Below are 2,918 nucleotides of genomic sequence, written 5' to 3'. Positions count from 1 at the left end.
GAAAGAGTTGTGCTTAGTCCAAACAGCATCACAAAAGCTATATCCTTCATAAAATAGAAAGGATTTCCGGACGCATCTTTCCATAATGGAAACACAAATGGTAAAACTCCAGTTATAATGAAGCAAGCAATCAAATAATATGTTTGTATTCTAAACATTTGTCTTTTGAATAATGAGTTGCAAAAATAAAATTTCTTTTTAAAAAAATACTATTGCATGATAAAATATTATTTGTATTATTGCAGTATAAATCCGCAAGAACTTCATCATTCGGATTATTCTAAGAATTAAAATCTACCCACATTTTTTATATTCCATTATAACGATTACGATATAAATACTATTCATGTTTAACATTTCTGCCCTTAAAGAAATGAAGCTTGCTGAGCTTCAGGAAATTGCCAAATTAGCTAAAACAATTAAAGTTACCGGTGCCAAAAAAGATACGCTTATTGCTGAAATTTTGGAACACCAAAACAAAACTTCTGCCCAAGCTGAGCCAATGGTGGCTTCCGATTCAAGCGATAGTGAATCGAAGAAGATGAATCCATTAGATAATAAGAGTAAACGAGCTCGTATTTTACCTGAAGCTAAAAAAACGTCTGAAAACAATCAGAGTGACTTATTTACCGAAGAACTAGAAGTTGCTGTAAAACCGATTCTTGAAAATCAAAATCCAAAGTTTAAAAAACCTCTTTTTGAAAAAAAGAATTACAATAAACCCAATACAACTTCAGAAGGACAACCATCTGAAAACGATTTACAAATCATAGACACAAGCGTAAGCGAACAGGCGCAGCATACAGAAGCTATTACAAACCAAAATAATGATAACGATCAAGTTCAAAAGCCAAAACATCATAATCCACATGATCGTAAGCGAACTGACGAACTAAATCAAAATGGGAACAATGGGAATGGAAACACTAATGCAAATAACAATAATCCAAATTTCAAAGGCAAAAAGCATAATAATTTCAGAGATTCTGATTTCGAATTTGATGGTATTATAGAAAGTGAAGGCGTACTAGAAATGATGCCTGATGGTTATGGTTTCCTGCGTTCTTCGGATTACAACTATTTGGCTTCGCCAGATGACATTTATCTTTCAACTTCACAAATCAGATTGTTTGGTTTAAAAACCGGAGATACTGTTAAAGGTGTAGTTCGTCCTCCAAAAGAAGGAGAAAAGTTTTTCCCTTTGGTTAGAGTGTTGAAAATAAACGGACATGATCCACAAGTGGTTCGTGACAGAGTTTCTTTCGAACATTTGACTCCAATATTTCCAAAGGAGAAATTCAATATAGCCGAAAAGCAGGCAAGTGTGTCTACCCGTATTATAGATTTATTTTCTCCAATAGGAAAAGGACAACGTGGAATGATTGTGGCGCAGCCAAAAACAGGTAAAACAATGTTGTTAAAAGATATTGCGAATGCCATTGCTGCCAATCATCCTGAAGTTTATCTAATCGTTTTACTGATTGACGAACGTCCGGAAGAGGTTACCGATATGCAGCGAAGTGTTCGTGGTGAAGTTATCGCATCTACTTTTGACAGAGAACCTTCAGAGCATGTAAAAATAGCGAACATCGTTCTCGAAAAATCGAAGCGTTTGGTTGAATGTGGTCACGATGTAGTGATACTTTTAGACTCAATTACGCGTTTGGCAAGAGCTTATAATACCGTGCAACCGGCATCCGGAAAAGTACTTTCTGGTGGAGTTGATGCTAATGCGTTACAAAAACCAAAACGTTTCTTTGGTGCAGCTCGAAATGTTGAAAATGGAGGTTCGTTAAGTATTATTGCTACAGCCTTAACCGAAACAGGTTCAAAAATGGATGAAGTAATCTTCGAAGAATTTAAAGGAACAGGAAACATGGAATTGCAATTAGATAGAAAAATTGCCAACCGTCGAATTTTCCCTGCTATCGATTTGACATCTTCAAGTACGCGTAGAGACGATTTATTATTAGATCCAAATACGTTAAAACGTATGTGGATTTTGCGTAAATTCCTTGCCGATATGAATCCGGTAGAAGCTATGGACACCATTAACGATAAGATTAAGAAAACCCGTAATAATGAGGAATTCCTCATTTCGATGAATGATTAACAATATGAATCCCAACTTAACAGTTGGGATTTTTTTTGGCATTTACATTCTTAAATGAAAATTATTTCTGATAAGTATTCTATTATTCAAGACAAATAAACCCAAATTCTAATTTATTCCGCTTCGCTCCATACAGTTGCGCTTTGCGCTCGTGTCCTAATTCCTAAATCAAAATGTCATGTTGTCATATTTATTTTGACTAAAACTGACAATTTATTTTCATTTGTCACTTGGCATAGTAGTTGACTTTGGAGAAACAAGTTTTAAAAAACTAAACACACAAATAAAAATATAAATTAAACAAAATGGGAAAAATAATTGGAATTGATTTAGGAACAACCAACTCTTGCGTTTCTGTAATGGAAGGACAAGAAGCTGTAGTTATACCAAATTCAGAAGGAAAAAGAACAACACCATCTATTATTGCATTTGTAGAAGGTGGAGAAATTAAAGTTGGTGACCCTGCAAAAAGACAAGCAGTAACTAACCCAACGAAAACGGTTGGTTCTATTAAACGTTTTATGGGACACACTTTTGCTGAAACTCAGGATGAAGCTAAAAAAGTACCTTACAGTGTAGTAAAAGGAGACAACAATACACCACGTGTTGATATTGACGGTCGTTTATATACACCGCAAGAATTGTCAGCAATGACACTGCAAAAAATGAAAAAAACAGCGGAAGACTATTTAGGTCAAACTGTTACTGAAGCCGTTATCACGGTTCCTGCTTACTTTAACGATTCGCAACGTCAGGCAACAAAAGAAGCTGGTGAAATTGCAGGTCTTAAAGTAATGAGAATCAT

Annotated in this window: 2 protein-coding genes; both read left to right on the top strand. The window is 35.0% G+C overall.

The window, feature by feature from the left end; all coding sequences use genetic code 11:
* Positions 1-346: 346 nt before the first annotated feature.
* Positions 347-2,113, top strand: a complete 1,767-nt coding sequence (rho, locus tag ACOYLP_RS11590) for a transcription termination factor Rho (protein WP_422856329.1) — start codon at positions 347-349, stop codon at positions 2,111-2,113.
* A 305-nt stretch (positions 2,114-2,418) separates the two neighbouring features.
* Positions 2,419-2,918: Hsp70 family protein (locus tag ACOYLP_RS11585; RefSeq protein ID WP_422856328.1), on the top strand; the 500-nt coding region annotated here is incomplete at its 3' end.

This window comes from Flavobacterium sp., from assembly GCF_049318325.1.
GTDB lineage: Bacteria > Bacteroidota > Bacteroidia > Flavobacteriales > Flavobacteriaceae > Flavobacterium.
The sequence above is the reverse complement of the archived record's forward strand: the minus strand, read 5'-3'. Positions and strand labels throughout refer to the sequence as shown.

Bases quoted from the DNA above. Each gene is read 5' to 3' on its own strand.
- rho (WP_422856329.1), top strand. From the start codon at position 347: ATGTTTAACATTTCTGCCCTTAAAGAAATGAAGCTTGCTGAGCTTCAG.